The sequence below is a fragment of the Agrobacterium sp. 22-209-1 genome (assembly GCF_053522485.1).
Window position 1 is genome coordinate 103,848 of record NZ_JBNWCH010000004.1, and the last position, 26,656, is coordinate 130,503.

At 60.4% G+C, this 26,656-nt stretch carries 19 protein-coding genes; 13 read left to right on the plus strand and 6 right to left on the minus strand.

The features are described from left to right. Nucleotides 1-2: 2 nt before the first annotated feature. A complete protein-coding gene (locus ACQZ48_RS11680) occupies nucleotides 3-686 on the minus strand; it encodes an ArsR/SmtB family transcription factor (RefSeq protein ID WP_269834473.1) in 684 nt (227 codons plus the stop codon). A 74-nt stretch (nucleotides 687-760) separates the two neighbouring features. Between ACQZ48_RS11680 and ACQZ48_RS11685 the strand changes: the two genes are divergently transcribed. From ACQZ48_RS11685 to ACQZ48_RS11695, 3 genes are all read left to right on the plus strand, one after another. After that, nucleotides 761-1,087 (plus strand): NIPSNAP family protein, encoded by a 327-nt coding sequence (locus ACQZ48_RS11685; RefSeq protein ID WP_003521451.1) that lies wholly within the window; start codon nucleotides 761-763, stop codon nucleotides 1,085-1,087. Continuing rightward, the gene (locus tag ACQZ48_RS11690; protein WP_077982404.1) at nucleotides 1,084-1,443 is read left to right on the plus strand and encodes an antibiotic biosynthesis monooxygenase family protein; all 360 of its coding nucleotides are present in this window, start codon (nucleotides 1,084-1,086) and stop codon (nucleotides 1,441-1,443) included. The genes ACQZ48_RS11685 and ACQZ48_RS11690 overlap by 4 nt, the downstream gene beginning before the upstream one ends. 131 nt (nucleotides 1,444-1,574) lie before the next feature. Continuing rightward, nucleotides 1,575-2,279 (plus strand): SDR family oxidoreductase, encoded by a 705-nt coding sequence (locus ACQZ48_RS11695; RefSeq protein WP_374637710.1) that lies wholly within the window; start codon nucleotides 1,575-1,577, stop codon nucleotides 2,277-2,279. 136 nt (nucleotides 2,280-2,415) lie between these two features. Here the strand turns inward: ACQZ48_RS11695 and ACQZ48_RS11700 are convergent, their stop codons facing one another. After that, on the minus strand, nucleotides 2,416-5,304 hold the full coding sequence (locus ACQZ48_RS11700; RefSeq protein WP_374637708.1) for an Rne/Rng family ribonuclease: 2,889 nt from the start codon (nucleotides 5,302-5,304) through the stop codon (nucleotides 2,416-2,418). A gap of 645 nt (nucleotides 5,305-5,949) precedes the next feature. Between ACQZ48_RS11700 and ACQZ48_RS11705 the strand changes: the two genes are divergently transcribed. From ACQZ48_RS11705 to ACQZ48_RS11720, 4 genes are all read left to right on the plus strand, one after another. Continuing rightward, the gene (locus tag ACQZ48_RS11705) at nucleotides 5,950-7,209 is read left to right on the plus strand and encodes an N-acetylmuramoyl-L-alanine amidase (protein ID WP_191217637.1); all 1,260 of its coding nucleotides are present in this window, start codon (nucleotides 5,950-5,952) and stop codon (nucleotides 7,207-7,209) included. A 327-nt stretch (nucleotides 7,210-7,536) separates the two neighbouring features. After that, complete coding sequence (locus tag ACQZ48_RS11710) at nucleotides 7,537-9,984, plus strand: penicillin-binding protein 1A (protein WP_077982401.1); 2,448 nt, start codon at nucleotides 7,537-7,539, stop codon at nucleotides 9,982-9,984. Nucleotides 9,985-10,082: 98 nt separating this feature from the next. Further along, nucleotides 10,083-11,214, plus strand: a protein-coding gene (prfB, locus tag ACQZ48_RS11715; protein ID WP_162520364.1) for a peptide chain release factor 2 whose coding sequence is annotated in 2 segments (ribosomal slippage) — nucleotides 10,083-10,151 and nucleotides 10,153-11,214 — 1,131 coding nt in all. Because the reading frame shifts where the segments join, the coding sequence is not laid out codon by codon here. Between the two features lie 74 nt (nucleotides 11,215-11,288). Continuing rightward, complete coding sequence (locus tag ACQZ48_RS11720; RefSeq protein ID WP_448728829.1) at nucleotides 11,289-11,759, plus strand: hydrolase; 471 nt, start codon at nucleotides 11,289-11,291, stop codon at nucleotides 11,757-11,759. A 27-nt stretch (nucleotides 11,760-11,786) separates the two neighbouring features. Here ACQZ48_RS11720 and ACQZ48_RS11725 read toward each other — a convergent pair whose 3' ends face one another. Together ACQZ48_RS11725 and ACQZ48_RS11730 are read right to left on the minus strand one after the other, a co-directional pair. After that, complete coding sequence (locus ACQZ48_RS11725; protein WP_137410228.1) at nucleotides 11,787-12,287, minus strand: hypothetical protein; 501 nt, start codon at nucleotides 12,285-12,287, stop codon at nucleotides 11,787-11,789. Nucleotides 12,288-12,308: 21 nt separating this feature from the next. After that, a complete protein-coding gene (locus ACQZ48_RS11730) occupies nucleotides 12,309-13,082 on the minus strand; it encodes an NAD kinase (protein ID WP_077982398.1) in 774 nt (257 codons plus the stop codon). A 304-nt stretch (nucleotides 13,083-13,386) separates the two neighbouring features. On the opposite strand from ACQZ48_RS11730, the gene ACQZ48_RS11735 reads away from it, so the two are divergent. Together ACQZ48_RS11735 and ACQZ48_RS11740 are read left to right on the plus strand one after the other, a co-directional pair. Next, complete coding sequence (locus ACQZ48_RS11735; protein ID WP_077982947.1) at nucleotides 13,387-14,304, plus strand: PhzF family phenazine biosynthesis protein; 918 nt, start codon at nucleotides 13,387-13,389, stop codon at nucleotides 14,302-14,304. Between the two features lie 249 nt (nucleotides 14,305-14,553). After that, a complete protein-coding gene (locus tag ACQZ48_RS11740; RefSeq protein WP_448728830.1) occupies nucleotides 14,554-16,503 on the plus strand; it encodes a GTP-binding protein in 1,950 nt (649 codons plus the stop codon). A 186-nt stretch (nucleotides 16,504-16,689) separates the two neighbouring features. Here the strand turns inward: ACQZ48_RS11740 and ACQZ48_RS11745 are convergent, their stop codons facing one another. Further along, nucleotides 16,690-23,022, minus strand: a complete 6,333-nt coding sequence (locus tag ACQZ48_RS11745) for an apolipoprotein A-IV repeat region-like domain-containing protein (protein WP_448728831.1) — start codon at nucleotides 23,020-23,022, stop codon at nucleotides 16,690-16,692. 476 nt (nucleotides 23,023-23,498) lie between these two features. Between ACQZ48_RS11745 and ACQZ48_RS11750 the strand changes: the two genes are divergently transcribed. Continuing rightward, complete coding sequence (locus ACQZ48_RS11750; protein WP_142912154.1) at nucleotides 23,499-23,867, plus strand: Hpt domain-containing protein; 369 nt, start codon at nucleotides 23,499-23,501, stop codon at nucleotides 23,865-23,867. Nucleotides 23,868-23,997: 130 nt separating this feature from the next. After that, nucleotides 23,998-24,318, plus strand: coding sequence for a 2Fe-2S iron-sulfur cluster-binding protein (locus tag ACQZ48_RS11755; protein WP_003502527.1), 321 nt, complete (start codon nucleotides 23,998-24,000; stop codon nucleotides 24,316-24,318). A 302-nt stretch (nucleotides 24,319-24,620) separates the two neighbouring features. On the opposite strand, the gene ACQZ48_RS11760 is transcribed toward ACQZ48_RS11755, so the two are convergent. After that, nucleotides 24,621-25,247, minus strand: coding sequence for a DUF922 domain-containing Zn-dependent protease (locus tag ACQZ48_RS11760; protein WP_137410232.1), 627 nt, complete (start codon nucleotides 25,245-25,247; stop codon nucleotides 24,621-24,623). 179 nt (nucleotides 25,248-25,426) lie between these two features. Between ACQZ48_RS11760 and folP the strand changes: the two genes are divergently transcribed. Then, nucleotides 25,427-26,212 carry a dihydropteroate synthase gene (gene folP / locus ACQZ48_RS11765; RefSeq protein WP_448728832.1) on the plus strand — a complete coding sequence of 262 codons (786 nt, stop codon included), beginning with the start codon at nucleotides 25,427-25,429 and terminating at the stop codon, nucleotides 26,210-26,212. 75 nt (nucleotides 26,213-26,287) lie between these two features. After that, nucleotides 26,288-26,653, plus strand: a complete 366-nt coding sequence (gene folB / locus ACQZ48_RS11770; protein WP_063951134.1) for a dihydroneopterin aldolase — start codon at nucleotides 26,288-26,290, stop codon at nucleotides 26,651-26,653. Nucleotides 26,654-26,656: the final 3 nt, after the last annotated feature.

Here is a 26,656-nt window from a genome sequence, read left to right on the forward strand (position 1 = left end):
GCTCAGGTGGGCGTGCAGCTGAAGGTGCTGTTGAAAGCCTTTTCGCCCTTTGTCGTGAAGGTCAGCACCCTTCCGTTTCCGCGCCGCAGCCAGTCCCGTTGCTGCATGGCTTCAAGCAGCGATGCGCCGAGCCCACCGCCGAGATGATGGCGGCGCTCACTCCAGTCCAGGCAATGCAGGCAGACCGGGCGACGGGCCTTCTCGAGCGGTGAAAGGTCTATGCCGAAGCTTGAGAAGAAGTCGCGTCCGCTCTCCGTCAAGGCAGGATCGTCACCTAACGTCACGAGCCCCTTTGCGGTGATGGCGGCTAGCAGCGCCACGCCGCTTTCCCCGGCCAGATGATCGTAGCAGATGCGCGCTTCCCGCAGCGCCTTGTCCTTCGGTCCCGTGCGGACGCGGACTGCGCCCGTGCGCTGGGCAAGACCCATCAACGCTTCCAGAACATGCGCCACATCCTCGTCGGAAAGACGGAAATAGCGGTGACGTCCCTGTTTTTCCGCTTTCAAGAGTTGCGCCTCGGAGAGCTTCGACAGATGACCGCTGGCGGTCTGCAGGGTCACGCCGGCGGCTTCGGCAAGCTCGCTTGCGGTCAGCGCACGTCCGTCCATCAGCGCCGTCAGGATGTTGGCGCGGGCAGGGTCGCCGATCAGCGCGGCGACATTGGCGATCAGAGGTCCGTCTTTCATGCTTCGATGCTAGCCGAAGCATTAATGCAAAGCAATGGCGTAAAAGAGAGAGGCAAAATACGAGGAGACAAACGATGCTGACCTGTTTCATCCGCTACGAGATCGATCCTTTCAAGGTCGATGCTTTTGAGCGATATGCCCGCACATGGGGTGAGGCGATACCGCGCTGCGGGGCCGATCTGATCGGTTATTATGCGCCGAAGGAGGGATCGAGCACCATTGCCTACGGTGTCTACAACATCGAAAATCTGGCCGCCTACGAAGCCTACCGGGCTCGGCTCGCCGCCGATCCCGCGGGGCGGGAAAACTACGAATTCGCCCGCCGCGAACAGTTCATTCGCAGAGAGGACCGGCTTTTCCTGCGTCTCGCCTCCGCTCCGCACGCCGGAGGAGGACAATGATTGCCGTTATTTTCGAGGTCTGGCCGGCTGAAGGCGAGAAGCAGCATTATCTCGACATCGCGGCAGGCCTGCGGGCTGAACTGGAGACCGTCGACGGTTTTCTGTCCGTCGAGCGGTTTCAAAGTATCGGCAATCCGGACAAGATGCTCTCGCTGTCCTTCTTCCGGGATGAGGAGGCGGTGAGGGCGTGGCGCAACACCCTGCCGCATCGCGCCGCGCAGTCGCTTGGCCGGTCCGGCGTTTTTTCCGATTACCGGCTGCGTATCGCGCAGGTGATCCGCGACTACGGCCTGGAGGAACGGGAGGAAGCGCCAGCCGACAGCCGGGAAGTCCATCCGGCAGGGGGAAATGGCTAGGCTGACTTTTTCAGCATCAGTTTTTCTGCATGCCGCTGCAAGGCTTTCTGGTTCGAACTCGCCTTTGAAACCCGTTATAGATGGGCCAATATGGTGCGGGGCACCCTTGGAATTGGACAAGGAGAATAGCGATGTCGGCGGAGAAGGTAGCGATTGTAACGGCAGGTGGCAGCGGCATGGGAGCTGCCGTGGCGAAACGTCTGGCCGCGGATGGCTACAAACTCGCGATCCTGTCCTCTTCCGGCAAGGGAGAGGCGCTGGCGCAGGAACTGGGCGGCATCGGCGTCACCGGCTCCAACCAGTCCAATGACGATCTCCAGCGGCTAACGGATTTGACGCTCCAAAAATTCGGCCGCATCGATGTGCTGGTCAACAGCGCCGGCCATGGTCCGCGCGCCTCCATCCTCGAGATCACCGACGAGCAATGGCATATCGGCCTCGATGTCTACCTCATGAACGTCATCCGCCCGACACGGATCGTCGCCCCCATCATGGTGAAACAGAAAGCGGGCGCCATCGTCAACATCTCGACTGCCTGGGCTTTCGAACCGAGCAGCATGTTCCCGACATCCGCCGTGTTCCGCGCCGGCCTTGCCTCCTATACCAAGATTTTCGCCGATACCTATGCGGCCGACAATGTGCGCATGAACAATGTGCTGCCCGGCTGGATCGACAGCCTGCCGGCAACGGAGGAGCGCCGAGAGAGCGTGCCGATGCAGCGTTACGGCAAGAGCGAGGAAATCGCCGCCACCGTGGCATTCCTTGCCTCTGAGGGGGCGGGATATATTACCGGTCAGAATATCCGCGTTGATGGCGGGTTGACGCGGTCCGTTTGACGGGCTGACCTTTCCCATTCCTCATCCCGCGCCTGTCGCAGGAATTGTGAGCGGTTCGAAAAAAGTTCTTTGCACCGATAAAAGAAAACGCCCGCAACATCGTTACGGGCGTCTTTTATCCAAGATGTGGCTTCTCTCAGAAGAAGCCTTTGCGCTGCCACCAGCCGCCCTTGCGCGGCTTTGGTTCATCGCCTTCAGGCGTTGCGGGTGAGCCGGAAGAGGTCACCACCGGCTCGGAATGCGAGACATTACTGCCTCGGTTCGCGCGGACCTTTTCTTCGTTCGCCGTTGTTTCCGCTTCCGGAGCGAGATCGGCCGAGGCTTCACCTGCTTCTTCGATGGCGACGTCGACAACGGTTTCCTTGACGATCACCGGCTCTACCGTTTCAACGGCTTCTGCCTTCGGTGCTTCTTCGGTTTCAGTCTTTACTTTCGCCTTGCGGGTGCGGCGCGGCTTTTTCGGTGCTTCAACCTCAACGACGTCGGCAACCACACCTTCCACCACTTCGGCGGCGGTCGGTTCTTCATTCACGGATGCTTCGGCGGAAACCTCTTCGCTTTCGCCTTCCTCGCCGGCTTCGGCGTCCGCGGCGTCGAGTGCCTCGTCTTCCGCACGGTTGCGGCGGCCGCCACGCTTGCCGCGACGGCGGCGCTTGCGCTTGCCATCCTCATCGGACGTCAGTGCTTCCGCTGTACCATTTTCGTTTTCAGCATCGGCCTCATCGGTTTCGACGCCGTCGTCGTCACCTTCGGCATCGTCGCCTTCGGACTGGGCGTCAAGCGCGCCGTTCTGGTCGTTCTGACCGCCCTTACCGCGACGACGGCGGCGGCGCTTGCGCTTGCGCTTGCCTTCCTCGCCATTGTCGCCCTGCTGCTGGCGCGGCTCGGAGGGCTGGGCCTTGACGATTTCTTCCTCGTCTTCGTCCTCTTCCACCTCTGCGACGAAATCGTCTTCCTCTTCCACGAAGTTCGGCAGCATCTGGATGAGGCTTTCGATCTTCACCGGATTTTCGACGGCTTCACCGCGATCAATGGCGAAATGCTGCGCACCGACACCGGCGTCGGCAGCGATGATGATGGACACACCGAAGCGGCCTTCATAATCGACGATCGTGCCGCGCTTGTGGTTGAGCAGGTAAAGCGCCGTTTCCGGCGTGCAGCGCACGGTGATGTTGTGGGTGGTGTTGCGCAGCAGATATTCCTCGACGCCGCGCAGAACATGCAGCGCGATGGAAGATTCGGAGCGCACGTGGCCCGTGCCGCCGCAATGCTGGCAGACCTGCGTGGTCGATTCCAGCACCGAAGCGCGGATGCGCTGGCGCGACATTTCCAGAAGGCCGAAATGCGAGATGCGGCCGACCTGGATGCGTGCCCGGTCGTTCTTCAGGCAATCCTTGAGCTTCTTCTCGACAGCGCGGTTGTTGCGCTTTTCTTCCATGTCGATGAAGTCGATGACGACAAGACCGGCAAGGTCGCGCAGGCGCAGCTGGCGCGCCACTTCTTCCGCCGCCTCGAGGTTCGTCGTCAGCGCGGTTTCTTCGATGGAATGCTCGCGGGTCGAACGGCCCGAGTTGACGTCGATGGAAACCAGCGCTTCCGTCTGGTTGATGATGAGATAGCCGCCCGACTTCAGCGTCACCTGCGGCTGCAGCATGCGGTCGAGCTGGGCCTCGATACCGGAGCGCGAGAAGATCGGGTGAATGTCGCGGTAAGGCTGAACCACCTTGGCGTGGCTCGGCATCAGCATCTTCATGAAGTCTTTGGCTTCACGATAGCCGTCTTCGCCCGAAACGATGATCTCGCCGATATCCTTGTTGTAGAGATCGCGGATCGAACGCTTGATGAGCGAGCCTTCCTCGTAAACGAGGCAGGGGGCCGTGGAATTCAGCGTCAGCGTGCGGACATTTTCCCACAGGCGCATCAGATATTCGAAGTCGCGCTTGATTTCGACGCGGGTGCGGTTGGCGCCGGCGGTGCGCAGAATGACGCCCATGCCCTGCGGCACTTCCAGATCGCGCGCGATTTCCTTCAGGCGCTTGCGGTCGGCCGGCTGGGTAATCTTGCGGGAAATACCGCCGCCACGCGCCGTATTCGGCATCAGAACGGAGTAACGGCCGGCAAGCGACAGGTAAGTGGTCAGCGCCGCACCCTTGTTGCCGCGTTCTTCCTTGGCAACCTGCACAAGAAGAATCTGACGGCGCTTGATGACTTCCTGGATGCGATACTGCTTGCGCGGCTTGCGGGCGACGCGGTCCGGAACCTCTTCCATGGCGTCTTCGGCGCCGACGGATTCGATCACTTCCTTCTCGTGATGATCGTCATCGTCGTCGTCATCGTCGTCATTGCCGCGGCGAAGACCCTCGACTTCCTCGGAAATCGTGTCGGTATCGACCATGGCGGCCATTTCACCGCCGGTGCTGCCCTCGTCTTCGGAAGACGCTTCGGCGACCTCGGCCGTAGCGGCTTCTTCTTCCGCCGTCTTCTTCTTAGCGCGGGGGCGGCGGGTGCGTTTCTTCGGCTTTTCTTCCTCAGCGGGTGCTTCTTCCGCGACGACCTCGACGGCTGCTTCTTCGGTAACCGCTTCCACAACGGGTGCAGCTTCTTCCGTGACAACGGTCTCGGTGGTTTCGCTTGCGGAAACAATGCCGACATCCGGCTGATCCACCTGCGAAAGGTCGATCATGGGCGCACCGGGCTCGGGGGCGTCTGCAGATTCGAAATCGTCGCTGCGGCGATGATCCTCGGCTTCTGCTTTCAGCAGGGCCTGTCGGTCAGCGAGCGGGATCTGGTAATAATCCGGGTGTATTTCCGCAAAGGCGAGAAAGCCGTGGCGATTTCCACCGTAATCGACGAAGGCCGCCTGAAGCGAGGGCTCAACGCGGGTGACCTTGGCAAGATAGATATTGCCGCGGATCTGTTTCTTGTGCTCCGATTCGAAATCGAATTCTTCGATCCGGTTCCCACGGACAACGACTACGCGTGTCTCCTCTTCGTGGGAGGCGTCGATAAGCATTTTGTCTGCCATGTAAGCTGTGCTCCTCGGCGCAGCCTTGTTTTATACGAGAACAGGCCCGCCACACGGACGAGCCTTTCATATGAGTGCAAGGATGTGCCGGAAATGAAGTCTCCTGCCGGGCGTCTGTAAACTGGCAGCATCCGGACCGACGGCGAGGCGCTTGGCCTGCTCCTGGTATCCGGTTCATGTGAAAACTGCTGCGACATCATTGGCCAGGCGGAACGACAATAATATATAGACCCCTTGGGATCCGATGAATTTGCTCTCCTCAGAGCGGCGGTGGCAGCGCCACCGGGTAGGTCTCCGGCCACGGCCGGAATTGATCGAGTTTCAGGATAAATGTAACGACGGCAGATGATTGCCCGATTTGCAGCGCCAGCGTCTTTTTCGATTGGCAGCCGGCGGGCATCTATCCCGTCAACACTTTTAACCCTCATCCGTGTTGTATGTTTTCTCTGTCACAATAGCAATAGGCTGGCTAAATATGCCATATTATTGGTGGAATTTCCGGGTTAACAATTGGTTCACCAAGGCCTGCGATTGTGGGGCGCAAACGCGCAAACTATCGTACGGCGTGGTTGAAATGGCGCTGTTACCGGCGTTTTTCCTCGCCGTTTATCGAAAATGACTGAAATACGGAATTTCTTGAAGGCCATGAATTTCACGCGCAACGCAGCGATATTCTGTGGGAGAGGGCGGCTTGGCGCGCGAATCGCGCGGCTTGCGTCGGCTCTGGCATTTTCCGTCGCCGCTTCTTTCTCCGTCGCGCAGTCGGCCCATGCCGTGGAGCCGCTCGTTGTCCATCAGGCGCGGATCATCGGCGATGAGGCGCGCACGCGCATCGTTCTAGACTTCGCCGAGGAGCCGGAATTCGATGTTCACTATCTCGATTCGCCCGCCCGCATCGTTGTGGACTTTCCGGCGGTGAATTTCAGCTTCCCCACATCCGACCTGAAGCCGACCGGTCTTTTTTCGGATATCCGTTTCGGCACCATGGGGCAGAACAGCGCCCGGATCGTGCTGACGGCGAAAAAGCCGGTTCAGGTGGCGGTTGCCGAAACCAAGAAAGCTGATGGCGGCCAATCTTTCCATTTCGTGCTCGACACGGAAATCACCACCAAGGGCAAGTTCGCGGAGCTGGTGAAGCATCAGCAGTGGCGGACACCAGCGCCGGTGACAACTGCAGCGATCACGCCCGACGGCAAGACGTCGCGGCCGGCGGAATTCGTCATCGCGGTCGATGCCGGCCATGGCGGCATCGATGCGGGTGCCAGCGGCGGCACTACCGGTACCGAGGAAAAGGTCATCACGCTGACTTTCGCCAAGGAACTTGCCGAGCGGTTGAACCGCGAACCTGGTATAAAGGCGTTCCTCACGCGCGATTCCGATACTTTTCTCGCCTTGTCCGAACGGGTGACCATCGCCCGTCAGAACAACGCCAATCTCTTTATTTCCCTTCATGCGGATACGTTGAGACAAAAGGGCATCCGTGGCGCGACGGTCTATACGTTGTCGGACCGGGCGTCGGACCGGCAGGCGCAGGAACTGGCGGAGCGCGAAAACAAGTCCGACCAGATCGCGGGTGTTGCCGCCTCCAGCGAGCCGCCTGAGGTCGCCGATATTCTTCTCGATTTCACCCGCCGCGAAACCCAGGCCTTTTCTGTGACGCTGGCCGAAAACATCGTCTCCTCCTTCGAGGGGCAGGTGGGGCTCATCAACAACCCGCACCGTTACGCCGGTTTCATGGTGTTGCGCGCCCATGATGTGCCGTCGGTGCTGCTGGAACTCGGTTTCCTCTCCAATCCGGAAGACGAAAAGCTGCTTCTCGATGGGGAGTGGCGCAAGAAGGTGGCCGATACGCTCGCAACCGCCATTGGGCGATACCGCGCCAAGGCCATGGCAAATGGCGGCTGAGAGGGCTGCCTGCGAAGCGGCAATGCTGTTGCAGACCTGCCATTGACCGCTGAAAACCTGTTCAATTCTTGGGTCTTGCGGACGATTGCGAAGGCGAAGCCCTATTTTACTCACATTCGCCGCGTTACTCGGAATGCGGATTCGGTGGCAATCGGCAAAGCGTCCTGAGCGCGATTGCGGACTGCCGCCCGGTAACATATCAGCGAATGCTGCCGTATCCGGCTTGTCATAGAAGGTATGGTGTGCAAAACGGCACGCGATATGCAAGGATGCGCCCGTATATCGTCGGGCGTTGATGGTTACGATTCGAATTATCGGTAGCTTAGTATGATCAGACTGATTGGATATTTTTTCGGCTTGGCCAGCGTGCTTTTTCTGTGCGCAGCCGCCGCCGGTGCAATTTATTTGCACGGCGTGACAAAGGACCTGCCGGATTACGCAGTTCTGAGCACCTATGAGCCGCCGGTGACGACCCGCGTGCATGCCGGCAACGGCGCGCTGATGGCGGAATATGCGCATGAAAAACGCCTTTTCCTGCCGATTCAGGCCATTCCCGACCGCGTGAAGGCCGCTTTCCTTTCGGCGGAAGACAAGAATTTCTACAATCATCCGGGTGTGGATGTCTTCGGCCTCGGCCGCGCCATTCTCGTCAACATCCAGAATCTCGGCTCCGGCCGCCGTCCGGTCGGCGCCTCCACCATCACCCAACAGGTGGCGAAGAACTTCCTTCTGACCAACGACCAGACCATCGACCGCAAGCTCAAGGAAGCCATTCTGTCCTTCCGCATCGAGCAGACCTATTCCAAGGACAAGATTCTCGAGCTTTATCTCAACGAGATTTTCTTCGGCCTGAACTCCTACGGCATTGCCGGTGCGGCGCTCACCTATTTCAACAAGTCCGTGACGGAACTGACGATTGCGGAAACTGCCTATCTCGCGTCGCTGCCGAAGGGCCCGGCCAACTACCACCCGATCCGTCGCGAAAAGGCTGCTCTCGAGCGTCGTAACTGGGTGATCGACCGTATGGCCGAGAATGGCTATATCACTGTGGACGACGCGACGGACGCCAAAAAGCAGCCGCTTGGCGTCAATCTGCGTCGCGGCGGCGCCCACATTTTCGCATCCGATTATTTTGCCGAGGAAGTCCGCCGCCAAATCGTCGAGAAATACGGCGAGGAAGCGCTTCTCGAAGGCGGGCTATCGGTCCGTACCTCGTTCGATCCGCAGATCCAGATGGAGGCGCGTAAGGCTCTCCAGGACGGTCTGGTTCAATATGATGAGCGTCGCGGTTTTCGCGGCCCCGTAGAGCAGATCGATACAACGGGCGACTGGACGGCGGCGCTCGCCAAGGTCAAGGGTTTGCGCGACGTTCCGGAGTGGAAAATCGCCGTGGTCCTCGCTGTTGCGGCCGATGGAGTCGATATAGGCGTGCAGGCGGATGCGGAAACGGAAGAGGGCGACAAGCGTACGCGTGGCCATATCGCCGCAGAAAATATGCGCTGGGCCTTTCGCGACGCGACGGGTAAAAAGGCGACCACCAAGTCCCCGGTCGGCGTTCTGGCCGTCGGCGACGTGATTTATGCGCAGCCGCTTGCCAAGTCCGGTAATGAATATCGCCTGCGCCAACCGCCGAAAGTGCAGGGCGGCATGGTGGTGATGGATCCGCATACCGGACGTGTTCTGGCCATGGTCGGCGGCTTCTCCTATGCGCAGTCGGAATTTAACCGCTCGACGCAGGCGATGCGCCAGCCGGGTTCCTCCTTCAAGCCGTTCATCTATGCGGCGGCGCTCGACAATGGTTATACGCCGGCATCGGTCATACTCGATGCGCCGATTGAGGTCGTTTCCGGCGGTCAGGTCTGGAAGCCGCAGAATTACGGCGGAGGATCTGCGGGTCCGTCGACCCTGCGTCTCGGCATCGAGAAATCCCGCAATCTCATGACCGTGCGTCTGGCGCAGGACATGGGCATGAATCTGGTCGCGGAATATGCGGAACGTTTCGGCATCTACGACAAGATGCCGCCGCTTCTGGCCATGTCGCTCGGTTCCGGTGAAACGACCGTCATGCGTATGGTCTCTGCCTATTCGGTTCTCGCCAATGGCGGCAAGCAGATCAAACCGACGCTGATCGACCGTATTCAGGACCGCTACGGCAAGACGATCTTCCGGCATGAGGAACGCGCCTGCGAAGGCTGCAACGCGACAAGCTGGCAGAACCAGGACGAGCCTGTGATCGTCGACAATCGCGAACAGGTTCTCGACCCGATGACCGCCTATCAGACGACCTCAATGCTGGAAGGCGTCGTGCAGCGCGGCACGGCGGCCGGCAAGATCAAGGTCGATCTGCCGGTTGCCGGCAAGACGGGCACGACAAACGATGAAAAGGACGCCTGGTTCGTCGGTTATACGCCGGACATGGTCGCCGGCCTCTATATCGGCTTCGATTCGCCGGCGCCTCTCGGCCGCGGCGGCACGGGCGGCTCGTTGTCGGCGCCGATCTTCGGCGAATTCATCGCCGATGCGGCCAAGCACATGGAGCCGAGCAAGTTCATCGTGCCTGCTGGCATGAACTTCGTCGCCGTTAACCGCAAGACCGGCATGGCGGCGGTCGAGGGCGAGCCGGACACCATCATGGAAGCCTTCAAGCCTGGCACCGGTCCCGCTTCCACCTTCTCTGTCATCGGCGATGACGGATACATGTCGCAGGAAGACATTCTGAAGACCTCGCCGCAGGCGCAGCAGGCCATCACCGGCGGTGGCGGCGGTCTTTATTGATATCACTCCTGACGTTTGGCAGGGGCGCGGGTCTTTACATCCGCGCCCCCCGCATTTATTTGAGCAACGAGTTTCAATGAAGGTGAAGAACCAGCGAAATGCGCAATGAAATCGTGAACGTAGTCGACGAAATCAAGCAGGCCATAAGCCTGCTGAGGAGGCATCTTTGACTGGGACCAGGCGATAAGACGACTGGACTGGTTGAATAACAAGGCAGAGGATCCGACCCTCTGGAACGATGCCGCTGAGGCTCAGAAGCTGATGCGCGAGCGCCAGCAGCTGGATGACAGCATCAATGGCGTCAGGGCGCTCGAGCAGCAGCTCAAGGACAATATCGAGCTGATCGAACTCGGCGAGATGGAAGGCGACGACGAGATCGTCAAGGATGCCGAAGACGCGTTGAAGGCACTGAGAAGCGAAGCGAACCGCCGTCAGGTGGAAGCCATGCTGTCAGGCGAAGCCGATGCCAACGATACCTATCTCGAAGTGCATTCCGGCGCCGGTGGTACCGAAAGCCAGGATTGGGCCAACATGCTGCTGCGCATGTATACCCGCTGGGCCGACCGTGAAGGTTTCAAGGTCGAGGTGCTCGAAGTTCACGACGGCGAAGAAGCCGGCATCAAGTCCGCGACGATCCTCGTCAAGGGCCACAATGCCTTCGGCTGGCTGAAGACGGAATCGGGCGTGCATCGTCTCGTTCGTATTTCGCCCTATGACAGCAATGCGCGTCGCCATACGTCGTTCTCTTCCGTCTGGGTTTACCCGGTGGTCGACGATTCGATCCAGATCGACGTCAACGAAAGCGATTGCCGCATCGACACCTATCGTTCATCCGGCGCAGGCGGCCAGCACGTCAACACCACCGACTCGGCCGTGCGGATCACGCACATTCCGACCGGTATTGCCGTTGCCTGCCAGCAGGAGCGCTCCCAGCACAAGAACCGCGCCAAGGCGTGGGACATGCTGCGCGCCCGCCTCTACGAGGTGGAGTTGCAGAAGCGGGAAGAGGCAGCCAATGCGCAGGCCGCTTCCAAGACCGATATCGGCTGGGGCCACCAGATCCGTTCCTATGTTCTGCAGCCTTACCAGCTGGTCAAGGATCTGCGCACTGGTGTGGAAAGCACTGCACCCGGCAACGTGCTGGACGGCGATCTGAACGAGTTCATGGAAGCCGCTCTCGCGCACCGCATCAGCGGCGGCGCGGATGTGGAAGTCGCGGATATCGACTGACGCTTCAAGTGCGTCGATTGAAGAAGCTTACCCTCGCAAACCCATTGCGAGGGTTTTTTCGTTGGAGAACAAGCATGAAACAGGCGCTCTATATCGTCGACGTCCAGTCGAGCTTCAATCCGCCGGCTGCGCTGGTGGCGGAAATATCCGCTCTCGCCCTGACAATGCCCAGTATCGCCACCGTCGAGCGCCATGACGAAAGCATAACACCCTTTGAGCGGCAACTCGGCTGGAAACCGGGCAGGGACGACGAGTCGCTTGTTGCGGCAGATCGCATATTCATCAAACACGGTTATGCGCCACCCCGGGAGGTCATCGACCATCTTCTGTCGCTGAAACTCGACAGGGTGCTGGTCTGCGGCATTCAGGCCGATACCTGCGTGCTGGCCGCCGGTTTTGCCCTCTTCGATGCGGGGCTGCATCCCACGCTGTTGCCGTGGCTTACGGTGGGCTCCAGTCTCGATCGCAGCGGTGAACTCGGGGAGAGATTATGGAAACATCATTTCGGTGCGGTTCTTGGCGGCCCGGAGGCGCTGCAAGCGTAATCTTTCCCGGCCCGCGCATCGGGCCGATCAGTTTGACGCTTTCTCGACCTTCATCTCGCCCAGCTCGTCGATCAGGATCGTCCAGCTTTCAGCTTCCTTGCTCATCGGGTCCGTTTTCAGGTAGACAGTCACGAACAAGCCGGGCGAGGCGGGCGCGCCATTCGAACTTTCGGGACGAATATCCGTGACATAGGATTTCATCTGGCTGAATTCTTCCAGTTCGATATTTTCCAGAAGATTCGGCCCTTCTGCGGTAAAGACGATTCGCTGCAGGTAGATTTTTGCCGTGCCGTCGCCCTGCCGGATGGCGATGACCTTGTAGTAGCCGCGCGTGGGCGAGGCAGGCGGCGGCCGCAATTGCCCGTCGGGGCCTTTCACCGGCTCAAGATTGCGGTCTTCCCACATGCCGCTGCTGACGACGAAGATTGCCGAAACCGGCAGCGCGTCGATCGCTTCCGTCTGCGCGCGCGCGGGAAGCACGGCGGCGGCGAAAAGGAGGGCAGCGAGGATTGGTCTTGTCAGTTGCATGGCCATTGTCGATTGCGAGCGTCAATTGTTGAACTGTTCCGCGAGAACGCGGTCCGACCATGAACGGTCCGGATCCGAGAGAATCCTTGCCGTCCGGTCCTGCGATTGTGCAATCCGAACATGACGAACGGATTTCACCTCGGTGTGGTCGGCCACCGCGTTCACCGGGCGCTTGTCGCGTTCCAGAACATGAATATCGACCGTCACTTTATTCGGCAAAAGCGCGCCGCGCCAGCGCCGTGGGCGGAAAGCACTGACGGGTGTGAGCGCCAGCAGCGGCGATTCCAGCGGCAGTATCGGTCCATGGGCGGAGAAATTGTAGGCTGTGGAGCCTGCCGGCGTCGCAACCATCATGCCGTCGCAGATCAATTCTTCCAACCGCACCTTGCCGTCCACCTCCACACGCAGCTTGGCGGCCTGGTGGGACTGGCGAAACAGGCTGACCTCGTTCATGGCAAGCGCCGTAAACTCGTCGCCGTCGGAATCCGTCGTCGTCATGCGCAGGGGATGGAAATCATTGCCGCTCGCCACCGCGATACGCTCCAGCAGGCCGTCCACCCGGTAGTCATTCATCAGGAAACCGACTGACCCCCGGTTCATGCCATAGACCCGCTTGCCCGAATTCATCGTCTCGTTGAGAATTTGCAGCATGAAGCCGTCGCCGCCGAGCGCGACGATCACTTCAGCCTCTTCGAAAGGTGTATCGCCGTAAATGCCTTTCAGCTCTTTCAGCGCGGCCTGCGCCTCTTCGGTTGCGGAGGCGACGAAGGACAGTGAATAGGTAGAATGCGACATCCGCTTCCCTCGACAAGGCGCAGACCGGAAACCGTCCACGCAAGGCGCTGTAAACCGTTGAAGCGGCTCGAAATCTTGAAACCTCGACAGGGAGGTCGATGACAAACCGCCAGACGCACCCTTGGTACATGAAGACGGCGGCTGGCGACAAGGCCTTTCACAGGCGCAGGCGTTCCCGGACGGCGGACCGCACCGATCCGGTCCACAGCTTCTTGATTTCCACTCACGGACAAGGGTTGCGATGCGGGGCGGCCTGATGCAGTTTGCCTAAGGCAGTCGGAATGACGAGTGGCAGGAGATGGATGTGGCGCTGAACTACGATATCTACGATGTCTTTACCGAAACGAAAATGGCGGGGAACCCGCTGGCGGTCATGTATGACGCCGATGATCTTCCCCAGGCCACGATGCAGGCGATCGCGCGGGAAATGAACCTTTCCGAAACGGTTTTCGTCAACCGGTCCAGCAATCCGGCCCATGCGGCCTCGCTGCGCATCTTCACGCCCTCGGGCGAGTTACCCTTTGCCGGCCATCCGACAGTCGGCGCGGCGGTGGCCATCGCCGAGCGAAATCGCGGCGAGGGCGATGACGACATCGATATGGTCTGCGTACTGGAAGAGCAGGTGGGTCCGGTGCGTTGTGCGGTGAAGATGCGCCCCGGTGCGGTCAGCTTCGCCGAATTCGACCTGCCGCGCAAATCGTCCCGCGTCGAGTTGCCGCTCGATCACACGGCGCTTGCCGATGCGTTGGGCGTTAGCGAAGGACATCTCGGCTTTGAGAATCACGTGCCGTCGATCTGGACCGCCGGTGTGCCGTTCCTGCTCGTACCCCTGCACAATATCGCCGCCATCAGGGAGATGGATTTCGATGCTAATCTGTGGTTGCGCACCGCGCCGCTGGTGGAAGGACGCCTGACGGCGGCCTATATCTACTGTCGCGGCGGCGTCAATCACGCGGCAAAGTTCCACGCCCGCATGTTCTCTCCGGATATGGGCATTTCGGAAGACCCTGCCACCGGTTCAGCCGCGGCCGCTCTCTCCGGCGCCATCCACCATTTCGACGGCCTGACCGACGGCCATTATCCGCTGCTCATCGAACAGGGCGTGGAGATGGAACGACCGTCTCATATCCATTTGCGTATGGACATCAAGGACGGCGAAATCGCCCGCGCCCGTATCGGCGGCCACGCGGTGCGGGTGGCATCGGGCACGTTCGAGATTTGACATCGGCATAATGGCGCAGCATTCCGGGGGTCGCGGAATTTTACGGTGGCCTCACCCTGTTTGCGCCGGTAGAGGTGCCGATCCTGTCATGCTTGACATCTATCGCGACCCAGGTTCTAAATTCCTCAGCCTCTCCGCAAACTGTTGGAGATGCGCTTAATAACTCACGGTTTCCGCACATAGAGGTCCCAATGCGCCGAGTCCCTTCTCAAAAAAATCACCTTGGAGTTTTTGAGAAGTTGAGGGTTCATGCGCACTTTGAATCTGGGCATCCTCGCCCATGTGGACGCAGGTAAGACTAGCCTTACGGAGCGTCTCCTTTTTGACGCCGGTGTGATCGACAAGCTGGGCAGCGTCGATACCGGCAATACGCAGACAGACAGTCTCGAACTGGAACGGCAACGCGGCATCACGATTAGGGCCGCCGTCGTCTCTTTCCTGATCGGCGATACTAACGTCAATCTCATTGATACGCCCGGCCACCCCGACTTTATCGCGGAGGTGGAGCGGGTGCTGGGTCTGCTCGATGCAGCCGTGGTCGTCGTTTCCGCCGTGGAGGGCGTGCAGGCCCAGACGCGTGTATTGGTGCGGGCGCTGCAACGTCTTGGCCTGCCGTTCCTGTTCTTCATCAACAAGGTCGACCGAGTCGGTGCGCGTTATGACGAGGTTGTGAACGACCTCGCCAGTCAGTTGCGGGTGCGCCCGGTCGCTATGTCGACAGTCACCGATGCGGGCGGAAAGCGCGCGCGGGTGGCGGCAACCGATATGGGGAGCGAACCATTTTTCACCGGTCTCTGTGAAACGCTTGCGGACAACGATGAAGAGTTGCTGCATGACTATCTTTTGACGCCAGACTGGGCGGACCTCGAAAAACTTTCGCGATCGCTCAGGCAGCAGACTGCCCGCGGGTTGGTGCATCCGGCTTTTGCCGGTGCGGCAATGACGGGGGCCGGTTTGCCGGCTGTGATTTCGGCTATTACCGACATGCTGCCCGCTCGTAACCCCGATCCCGACGGTGAGGTCGTAGGAAAAATCTTCAAGATCGAGCGCGGGTGGGGCGGTGAAAAACTGTCCTATCTGTACCTTGAATCGGGAACGATCCGGCTTCGGCATTATCTGCCTATGCCGCGAGGGTTGGCGAGGATCACGGGAATACAACTCTTCAAGGACGGTCGCGTTCAAAATACGACAAGTCTCTGCGCTGGGCGAATTGCCCGCGTCACCGGTCTCGCCGGAGCGAGGGTTGGCGACCGGGTGGGTGTGAACGTCGTTGCCGGTGGCGCATTTCATTTTGCGCCGCCTACACTCGAGACGCGCGTCGTTTCTCGGCAGCCGTCCGGACACGCGGCCCTGTGGCTGGCGCTCAACCAATTGGCCGAGCAGGATCCGCTGATAGGTTTGCGAAGGAACGATGAGACAAACGATGTTTTCGTATCGCTCTACGGTGAGGTGCAAAAGGAGATCATTCAGTCTGAGTTGTCGACAGGTTTCGGTATCAAGGCCGATTTTGAAGACAGCACGGTTATCTGCGTGGAAAGGCTTTCCGGCATCGGGCAGGGGCTTCAAATCCTGTTTAAGGAACCCAACCCGTTTCTCGCAACCGTGGGGCTTCGCGTCGAGCCCCGCGCGGCTGGCACCGGCAACAGCTTTGCATTGGAGGTGGAAATCGGCCAGATGCCGGCAAGCTTCTATCGTGCGGTGGAGGAAACCGTATTCGAAACGCTGAAACAGGGTGTCTTCGGCTGGCAGGTGCAGGATTGTCACGTCGCAATGACGGCTGCGCGGCATACCTCTCCATCGAGCACTGCTGCGGATTTCCGGCAACTGACGCCGTGGGTGTTGGCAACGGCGCTCAAGGAAGCGCAAACCTTCGTTTGCGAGCCGTTCGACCACTTTCATCTCGAAGCACCCGCCGCAGCCATGACGCGGTTGATCGCCCTGCTTGCCAAGGCAGGGGCGGCCCCTGGAAACTCTGTTATCTCCGGGGGCGTGGCAAGGCTTGAGGGGACAATTGCGTCTGCGGCGGTTCGGGGTATCCAACAGCGGCTGCCGGAACTGACCAGCGGCATGGGCGTGATGGAAACATCGTTCGACCACTATGCGCGAACTGACAATCCCCCACCTCCGCGCCGGCGCTCAGGTTCCGATCCGTTCAACGAGCGGGACTATCTACTGCGCATAGGCCGAAATGCAGAATGACCGCCGCTTAGTCCGCGACGGTCATTTATTAAAGCATATCTCCCAAAAGCGTGCAGCGTTTTCGGGAGCAAGACATGCTTAAAAACAAAAATCCAAAGCGTGTCGCATGAATCGGATTAAACGCGCCACGCTTTAGTAAGGCTGTATAGGCACGCGGAGAGGTATCCATCTCCGCGTTCCCCTTCGTCAATTGAACCGGCCCGCCGCGTGGGCAAGCATCGTATAGACCTTGCCGGTATCGGAGGTGAGGTAGGACTGCGTGACTGTACGGTCGCGGTCTGTGCGAGCCACGTCGGCGAGCAGCTTCTCGAAATCGGTAATGTAGCGGTCCACGGCGGTGCGGAATTCCGCTTCCCGCTCATATTTGCGTTTGATTTCGTCGAAGGTCGTCTGACCCTTCAGTGTGTAGAGGCGACGGGTGAAGACGTCACGCTCGCCGCGCTGGTAGCGACGCCACAGCTCCACGGAGGCGTCGTGATCGATGGCGCGGGCGATGTCGACCGAGAGCGAGTTCAGCGATTCCACCATGTGGCGCGGATTGCGGGTGTCGGCCGCACGGGTGGGTTGCTGTTCCGCGCCGGCGCGAGGTGCGGACGCCGCTGGCGTTTCCTGTGATGCGCCGCGCAACAAATCGCTGATCCAGCCGCCGCCTTCTTCACGGCGTCCGGCGGGGTTAGTTGCGACCGGCTGCGCCGGTGCAGGCGCCTGGCGGTTCTCGAGCGGCAGCGCGCCACGCAAGGTGGGGGCCGGTTGCGGCTGGGCCGGGCGCTGCTGAACCGGAGCCGGGGCTGCCGGTTGCGGACGGGTCTCGACACGGCGCTCGGTTCCCGGCTGGGTCGCAGCAATGGCGCGGGCGACCGGTTCGGAGACTTCCATCTGGTGGGTCGAACGACCGACGAGCTGCGAAATATCCTGAAGCGCCTTGATCTGTTCGGAAACCGCGCGGCGCATGGCTGCCGCACTTTCCTTGGCTTCTTCCGGCAGGTCGAAAGCGCCACGCTTCAGTTCGGCGCGGGTCGCATCGAGCTCGCGGCGGATATCGTGGCTGGAGCGGCGGATTTCGTCCGTCGCGCCGGCAAAGCGGCTGACAGCGTCCTCGACGGCCTGACGCAATGTTTCCTTGAGGTTGGCTGCGGCGGCATTCGATTTTTCCGAAGCGGTGCCCAGAAGATTGTCGACTTCCGACAGCGAGGATTCGACACCACCACGCAGGCGGTTGACCAGCTCGTCGGAATATTTCTGCGCGTCGGAGAGCGTGCTTTCGATCGAACGGCTGGCATCCTGACCGGCCGACAGCAGGGCGCCCCGCATTGTCTGGGCCGCCGAACGGGCGCGCTGTTCCGTTTCATCAAGCGAACGGCCGATATCGGAGAAGGACGCCTGCAGATTGTCACGCAGATTGCCGGCGACATTCTGCGAACGCTCCTCGGCCTCGTTGAGGGTGTTTTCCACCACGCCGACGACGTTACGCATGGCGCTTTCGATTTCCTCGGAGCGCTTGACGAGGCCGACGGACAGGCTGCGAAGCGCATCCTGACGTTCTTCCAGCGTGCCGACGAGGCTCGACTGTGCCGCATTGAGAAGCTCGGAAGCCTGGCTCAGCACCTTCGAATGTTCCTCGAAGCGGCCGACGATGCCGGCGACTTGCGCCAGTGTCTGGCCGGAAATATTCGACAGGCGGTCGATTTTTCCTTCGAGCAGACGGCTGGAGCTGGACACCATGTCGGCGGCCTGCGAGGCGGATTCAGAGAAGCGGGTCGCTGAGGCGTTCAGCGCTTCATCTGCCGCGCCGAAGCCCTGTGCGGCGCGCTCGACAGCGGAGTTGAAGTTGCTTGCCGACTGTTCGACGATTTCCGCCATGCTGTTATGGGTCTGCGACAGCATATCCGTGCTCTGGCGGGTGGCGGCAACCAGCTTGTTGGCCGCATCGCTGCCGGCGCGGGCATATTTGTCGATGCCCTGTTCGACGGCGTCCGCCATGGCCGTATGAGTTTCCGACAGCATGTCGGTGCTCTGGCGGGTGGCGGCGACCAGCTTGCTGGCCGCATCCGTTCCGGCAGCGGCGTAATCGCTGATCGCCTGTTCCACCATGCCGACCATGCCGCTGTTGCTCTGCGACAGAAGATCTGCGCTTTGCTGGGCTGCGGAAACGATCTTCTCGGCGGCTTCGCGACCGATGGTGGCATATTCGTCGACGACGGGCTTCGCCTTCTCTTCGATCAGGCGCGAAAGTTCGGCGGAGCGGCTGGCCAGCATCGAGTTGAGTTCGCGGGTGCGGTTATCAAGCGCCGAGCGAATGGATTCGCCACGCGCGTCGAGGGCGGATTCGACGCCCGTCAGCGTTTCGGAGATGACGCCGACCTGAGAGCGGACGACGGCTTCAGCCTCGGCAACCTTGTTGACGATGATGTTGCCCGCTTCGGAGAAGGTCTGGGCGACGGCGGCGGCCTGGCCAGAGAGACGGGTCTGCGCATCGGAAATGCGGTTGACGATCTCCCCGGAGCGCTCTTCGATGGCCTTGGTGAAGGCTTCGTTCTGCGCCTGCACCTGTTCTGCAAACTCCGAGCCGGATTTCGAGAGCAGGGCGGAGGAGCGGGCCGCTTCGTCGCCGATGCTTTGGGTGGCCGAGGTGACCGCGCCGCGCAGGCTCAGCGCTAGATCAGTCGCCTTGCCTTCAATGGTGCGGTTGACATTTTCGAGACCGATGGTCAGCGCCCGGTCCATGGTGCCGAGGCGCTCATCGATGCGGGCCGTGCCGCTATCGAAGGTTTCCGCCAGACGGCTGGTGCGGCTTTCGAACGTGTCTGCGACGCGCGTGGTCTGCTCGTCCAGAATGCCGGTGATGCGCTCGGCTGCCTCGTCGCTGGTGCGGGCGAACACGGCCGTCTTGTCTTCCAGCGCTTCGGCAAAGCGGCGGCCGGAATCCTCGATTGAGGTGTTCACATTGGCCAGATCGCCACCGATGCGTGCCTGCAACGTATCGAGCGAGGTCTCGATGCGTGCGCCGGTCTCGTCGAGACGGGTGTTGACATTGCCGATTGAGGTTTCGATGCGGTTGGAGAGGGCGTCGGTGGCCCCGCCGATTTCGCGGGCTGCTTCGCCGATCTTGACGGCGATATCGCCGGCGCTGTTGCGAAGACGTTCTTCCAGCGTCGCAGCACTGCCGTCAATCGTCTTCTGCAGCGCTTCCTGCTGGGTTTCGAGCGACAGTTCCAGCATGCTGGCGCTGGAGGCGACAGTGGTGCCGATCATCATCGCCTGCTCGGAAAGCATGTCGCCCATCTGGGCCGTGGCGGAGTTGAGCGTCGCGGCAAGGTCCGCCTGACGCTGGTCGAGCGCGGTGCGAATATTCTCATGCGATTGCGACAGATTGCTTTCGAGACGCGAGACGCCTTCTTCCACCGTCTGGGCAAAGCGGCTGCTGCCGTCTTCGACGACACTTTCGATGCGGTCGGCCGCGCCCGAGACGCTCTGTTCGATCAGGCCGCTATTGCGCTCCAGCGAACCGGCAATGCGCTCGGCCTGCGAGCCGAGCATGGTTTCCAGGCGATCGTGGCCGCTGGCCAGCGCGTTTTCAAGCGTGAATGCGGTGGCTTCCAGACGCTGGCCGACGCCGGCCGCCGCAAGCGAGAGCGACGACGCTCTCGCATCCATGGCTTCGGCGATCCGCTCTTCGACACCGGAAATCGTCATGTCGAGCGCCATGGTACGGCTGTCGAGCGCATCGGCGATGCGTTCCTCGGCACCGGAAACAATGCCGGAAAGTGCAGCAGTACGCGTGTCCAGAGCGCCGGCGATGCGGTCCTCAACACCGGCAACGGCGTTATTGAGAGCGGCTGTGCGACCGTCGAGAATATCGGCGATCTTTTCTTCGACACCGGAGAAGCTCATATCGAGCGCCATGGTGCGGCTGTCGAGCACATCTGTGATCCGCTCTTCGGCGCCGGATACGACGGTCTTCAGCGACTCTGTGCGGCTGTCGAGCGCGCCGGCAATCCGGATCTCGGCACCGGCCACGAGTTCGCCAAGGGCCGCGGTGCGCGTGTCGAGCGCTTCGGTGATTTTTTCTTCCGCGCCGGAGAATGTCATGTCAAGAGCCATGGTACGGCTGTCGAGCGCATCGGCGATGCGTTCCTCGGCACCCGAAACAACGGCGTTGAGAGCGGCGGTGCGGCCGTCCAGCGTTTCCGCGATACGGGTTTCCGCACCCGCTACCACGTCTCCGAAGGTAGCCGTGCGGCTGTCGAGCGCGCCGGCAATTTTTTCCTCAGCGCTCGCGACAATGCCTGTCAGGGCGGAGGTGCGGTTGTCGAGCGTCTCCGAAAGCCGTTCCTCGACATTGGCGAAGGTCATGTCGAGAGACAGCGTGCGGCTGTCCATGGTGTCGGCGATGCGCTCCTCGACGCCGGAAATGGTACTGGAAAGCGCGGCAGTGCGGCCGTCGAGCGTCTCGGCGATACGGCTCTCCGCACCGGAGACGACGTCATGCAGCGCAGCTGTGCGGCTTTCCAGCGTGTCGGAGATGCGGTCTTCTATACCGGAAACCGCGCCGGTGATGGCTGCTGCCCGGGTTTCGAGCGTTTCGGCAAGACGGCGTTCCACATCGGCAACAACGCTGTTGATCGCAGCGGCGCGTTCGTCGAGCATCGCGGCGAGGTGTTCGGCCGTGCCGGAAACCGCGCCGGTAATGGCGAGGGAGCGGCTGGCGAGCGCTTCGTCGAAACGGTCCTGGCTGGCCGAAAGCGCGCCGAACAGGGCGTTGCTGCGTTCCGCCAGAACGGTGTCGATCTTCGCATGCGAATTGGCGAAGGCATCGGTGATTTCGGCAGTGCGCTGGCCGATGGCATCGCTGAAGGCCTGGGTCCGGCTGTCAAGCGCGCTTTCCAGCATTTCCTGACCCGTGCCCAGCGCGGTTGCCAGCGCCAGCGACTGGTCGGTCATCGTGGTGCCGATCCGCTCAAGACCGACATTCAGCATGGTGTCAAGCGCTTCGGAGCCGCCTGCAACGGTTTCGTTGATGCGGGCGAGGCTTTCCATCAACTTGCTGTCGAGGCTGCCGGCGCGCTGGTCGAAGGCGCTGGCGAACTGCGCCACATGCTCGTCGAAGGCCGAATTGACCTGGCCGACCGTCGCCTGCATGCGCTCTTCATAGAGGCCGGAACGAAGATCGAGATCCATGATCGCATCGTCGGCGGTGCTCTGCAGGCTCTGGCGGAAGGACAGGCCCTTTTCCTCAAGCGTCGTGGACAGCTTGTCGAGAACCGTATCCAGCGAGCCGCCGATGACCTGCTGGCCGCGTTCGATATTGCGGTTGAGTTCCAGTGTGCGCGTCGACAGCGTCTCGTTGAGCTGACGGGTGCGCTCCTCAAGCGCGCTGTTGAGGCTTTCCACGCCGCTATCCAGCGTCGATGCATGGATCGCGAAACGCTCCAGCAGCACTTCACCGCGCTCGTCCAGCGTCGAGGTGAGGTTATGAAGACGCATGTCGAATTCGTTTGATATCGTCGAGCCGGAGGAGTTCAACGCCTGCAACAGATTTTCGGTCTTGGCGGCGATCAGGCTGCCCATCGCTTCGGTCGAAGCGCGCGATTTTTCGAGCAGCGCGGCCGAGCGCGTGTCGATCATCGAGGCAAAGGCCTCGCCGGTCGTGGCGATCCGCATCGAAAGCTCTTCGCCGACGATGGACAATTCTTCCTTGATCTGTTCCTGCGCGCCGACGATGGAGGAGCGGATGCGCTCGGCATGGTTGACGATAGCGTCGCGCTCGGCGGTCAGTTCCTGGACGAGGCTGCGCACGCGCAGTTCGTTGTCGGCGTAGCTGCGCTCAAGCGCATTGACTTCGGAATGAACGAGGGTTTCGAGTTCCGTCGCTCGCGCAATGGTGCGCTCGATACCGTCATTCATGGCCGAAACTTCGCGGCGAACCGCCTGGCCGACGGACATGATGCGGTCGGACGCGACCGTTTCCGGTTCCGCGAGGCGAAGGGCGACTTCGGCCATGGATCGGGCGGCATTTCGCAGATCGCGGGCGCGCGCCATCATGATCGCAAAGGCAAAGAACAGCATGACGGGAACGAGAATGCCGACGACGATCGCCATCAGTCCGGGGATCGCGGTGAGATCGGCGACCGATCCGATGTTCCAAAGCGCATTGCCGTAAAGAAGATGGGCGATGCCAAGGCCGCCAAGCGCCCAGATGACCGACATGATCGTAGCGTTGCGCAATGCGCCGCCGATGGAGCCGCCTTCCAGCGATTTCAGGATCATCGCCGGGCTGCGCTTGGAGCCGTCATTGGCGGCTTCGAGATTGGGGGATCTGGGCGTCTGTTCGGCAGGCGCGCGGGCGGCCTCGGGAGCAGGGGTCTGTCTGCTTGCTTCCTTCACTCTGGCCTCCGGCTGCTTCGGCTTTGCAGTTTTCCGCGTCTCCGGCTTTTCTTCGAAAGCGCCAAGCTGCAAGGCATCTTCCAATGCCTGAAATGCAGTCTCGTCGACAGAGTCGCTGATCTTGTTATTCGCCATGCGGTTACGCCTCGTTACACATACGCCCGGCTTCATGCCGTTGACCACTTGCGTTCCGCAAGCGGACTGCCGCCATCATGCCAGCGAAACTTTCCCTCAAGAGAGAGCAGTTCCGCCATTTACCAAATCCCGAATTGCTGGTGGTCCAGCTTTCGGGCGAAATTACATCACTGTGCCGTAATAACAAAGCTTGAGCTTAAGCCCTGCGAGAACGGCAGTACCGTAGTGACACATTTAGGTGTTCGAAACAATTAATGCGGATTTGCGACGGCGGCGAAGTGTCGGCTTTTTAACAGTTTTTAAACCTGAGTTTCACGCTGAACGCCTTGTTTCGCATAAGTTTAACATAAATTAACCATAGCAGAAGATTTTCGCCTGCGTCACGCCGTAATTTAAGCCGATAGCAGCGGTCCGGATGCGTGAATACGACACAGATGTGACACGAAACAGGAAACGGCGAGACAGGAATTTCATTCATGGCAGCGGTCAGTATTGCTTTCGAAGCTCCCGACAATTGCGGCGGCGCACCCGCCGCCGGTAAAAAACCTATCGATTTCGATCATCTTGCCCGCCAGACAATGGGCGACAAGGATCTGGAGATCGAGGTGCTGCAACTTTTCAGCCGCAACGCCCGCGCCGCCCTGCATGACATGGCGGACGCCGATGACAAGGCCGTCATGGCAACAGCGCACCGTCTTAAAGGGTCGGCGCAGGCCGTCGGCGCTTCCGCCGTTTCCGCGGCCGCGGCCGTGGTGGAGGACAAGGGCAATGACAGCGCGGCGATTGCAAAACTTGCGGCGGCCATTGTCGAAGCTGAAAATTTCATCCTCAAGCTTTGCCGCTGAGGCGTAACACATCAAATTTGTCATTTTGCAAGGCCGGTTGCGTCTGCGCGCCCTTGAAGCGGGTTGCCAAGGCGGACCGGCCTTTCTATGTGTTTAGAACAGTTCTTAGATCACATTTTGGATTTCCGGCATGACAAAACTGACCATCGTTGCCTTTGACGGCACGCCCCATGAACTCGACGTGAGCAACGGCTCCACCGTCATGGAGAATGCGGTGCGCAACTCCATTCCCGGCATCGATGCGGAATGCGGCGGTGCCTGCGCTTGTGCGACCTGTCATGTCTATGTCGACGACGCCTGGGCTGAGCGCGTCGGCGGACCGGAACCGATGGAAGAGGACATGCTGGACTTTGCTTTCGACGTGCGCCCAACCTCGCGCCTTTCCTGTCAGATCAAGATGAACGACGAGCTTGATGGTCTCGTCGTCCATGTTCCCGAACGTCAGGGCTGATATCTTTCGTCATTGCTAAACGCAGAAAAAGCCCCGCTCACCTGGTAGCGGGGAGCGGGGCGAGGCGGGTACGCAGCATGCAGGCGAGGGAGGAAACACCTGCGAGCCCTCAAGTGCGCACCGGGAGAACCGGAGACGGCTGGAGCCTCAAGCCGCTTGGCCGAATGATCCCATACCGTACGAAGAACGTACAATGAGTCTTGGCGACGGCACCATGACGAGAATTCACGGGTGATATCGGACATGACGTAACGTCATGTCCGTGCTCGATGTGGAGCGAATGGCATAGGCTGTGAGACCGATCAGCGGCGGTTCTGACCCTGTTCGAGCCGGTTCTTCAAAAGCCGGGTCATGCGGGCATCGAAATTTTTCGATTCCACCACATCGAAGCGCAACTGATCGCGGTCGTGTTCGTCCATCACCGTCTGGGTGATCTTACCGACCATTTTCTGCAGCGTCTCGCAGCTTTTCTGCGGCCGAAGCCCCGTCAGCTGCCTTTCAAGCGAGCGGGCATGGGTGCGGGCGATTTCCGCGTGGCGCTCCTCGTGGCGCTTGATATCGGCAAGCAGCGTATCCCAGATGAAGGCCAGTTCCGCCGTGGTGCGGCGGCGGTTTTTCCATTTCGGCAGGAGAATGCGAGTGTTCAACACTACTTTGGCGGTTCCGACGCTGCAAAGGCCGTTTTTTTCCACATAAGTGAGCTCGCCGCCGAATTTGATTTCGGTGGCGCCAGGATGGCGCGCGCCGGTATTGCGCGTCAGCGGACCATGTCTGGAAAGCTGCTGGTCGAGATCGGCGGCGGTTTTGCCGCTGATCGAAAAATAGGAATAGGTCTTGCGGACGATTGTTTCGGAAGAAGCCGATCCGGGCAGGGAAAGCGCCAGTGCGGCCGCTAAAGCGGCGCAAAGAGCACGTGATGATTTGGTCATGACCCGGCCTTCCGGTTGAACTCGAAAAAGGTTTGCTGCATAGGCGGAGCGGAACTTATAACAATTGGCATAACACTCCGTTATTCCCGAAAGGCGCGTGTTACGTGATAACAGTCGGCAGCAACGCGTGGCAAGCGGCCCATGGTCGCTCCCTGAAACTTGATGGGCGTGGCCGTATTATGGCCATCGTCAACGCAACGCCTGATTCCTTTTCCGATGGCGGCCGTCATCTCGCCGTCGATGCGGCTTTTTCCCATGCGCTGACCTGCGTGGAAGAGGGGGCTGGCATCATCGATATCGGCGGCGAATCCACGCGGCCGGGTGCTGCCGCTGTCACGGAGGCAGAGGAACAGGACCGGGTGCTGCCGGTCATCGAGAAATTGCGCCGCGAGACCGATGTGCTGATTTCCGTCGATACCTACCGTGCGTCGACGGCAAGGCTGGCGATTGGAGCGGGCGCACATATCGTCAATGACGTCTTCGGCCTGCAGAAGGACCCGGAGATGGCGGGCGTGGTTGCTGCCACCCGCGCCGGTGTCTGCATCATGCATACCGGCCGCGACCGGCAGAAGCTTGCCGATGTCATCGCCGACCAGTTCGAATTCCTCAATCGCTCGCTCGAGATCGCCGAGGATGCAGGCATTGCCCGCGACGCCGTGGTGCTCGATCCCGGTTTTGGTTTCGCCAAGGACGAGCGGGAAAATGTCGAGCTGATGGCACGTTTCGGCGAGCTTGCAGCTTTCGGCCTGCCGATTCTTGCCGGCACGTCGCGCAAGCGTTTCATCGGGTCGCTGACGGGCAGGGATGTGGCGGAAGAACGCGATATCGGAACGGCTGCGACCACCGCGATCCTGAGGCTTGCGGGTGCTTCGATTTTTCGCGTGCATAATGTCGCCGCGACCCGCGATGCACTGGCTATTGCCGATGCGGTTCTTGCCAAATCGTCGGCAAAGGCCGATGCGTAGATTTATGAGTGCCGGAATGCCGTGTCCGAAGATGCGCGGCTTTCAGGTGAACAATCCTGCCATGGAGGCGATGCGATGAGCCGCTATACCATCATCCTGAAAAACTGTTCCTTTTTCGCCCGTCATGGCCTTCTCGAGCAGGAGGAGGTGCTGGGCCAGCGCTTTTTCGTCGATGCCGAGATGGAAGTCGAAGCAGGTGATGCGCTGGAAACCGATGATATCGAAAATACCGTCGATTATGGGGTGGCCTTCGCCGTCATCGAAAAAATCGTCGTCGGGCAGCGTCGTTATCTCATCGAGGCGCTGGCGAACGATATCGCCAAGGCGCTGCGCGCCCGTTATCCGCAGATCGTCTGGCTCAAGATCACGGTGCGTAAACCCTCGGCGCCGGTTCCCGGAATTCTCGACTATGCGCAGGTGAGTGTTGAACACCGTGCCTGAAAA